This is a genomic window from Oleiphilus sp. HI0080 (genome assembly GCF_001635135.1).
Window position 1 is genome coordinate 1 of sequence record NZ_LWFU01000220.1, and the last position, 365, is coordinate 365.

A 365-nucleotide genomic window follows, 5' to 3' on the forward strand; every position below is an offset into this window, starting at 1 on the left:
CTATGGTTAATCAACACGTGCTTTACAATGGCCAATCCAAGGCCTGAGCCTCCAGTATTCTGGTTGCGGCTTGGGTCCGCCCTATAAAACCGCTCCGTAAGTCGCGGAATATGAACGGGGTCAAAACCGCAACCGGTGTCCTTGACCAACAAGTGGCAACCAGCGTGATCCTGCAGCCACTTTATCAAAACATCGCCACCCGCCGGGGTATATTTCACAGCGTTAAAGACAAGGTTAGAGACCGCTGAACGCAACTGACTCTCAATGCCCCACACAGTTGAGAGACTATCAAGCTCAATGCGAATGGAATGTTTACGATCACCACTGTAGAGCTCGGCATCTTTGCAGACACTCTGAATTAGCGC

General features: G+C 50.7%; 1 protein-coding gene. It reads right to left on the bottom strand.

All coding sequences use genetic code 11. The features are described 5' to 3' along the window. Positions 1 to 365, bottom strand: a 365-nt coding sequence (locus A3751_RS02405) for an ATP-binding protein (protein ID WP_231876822.1), incomplete at both ends; no start/stop codon positions are given.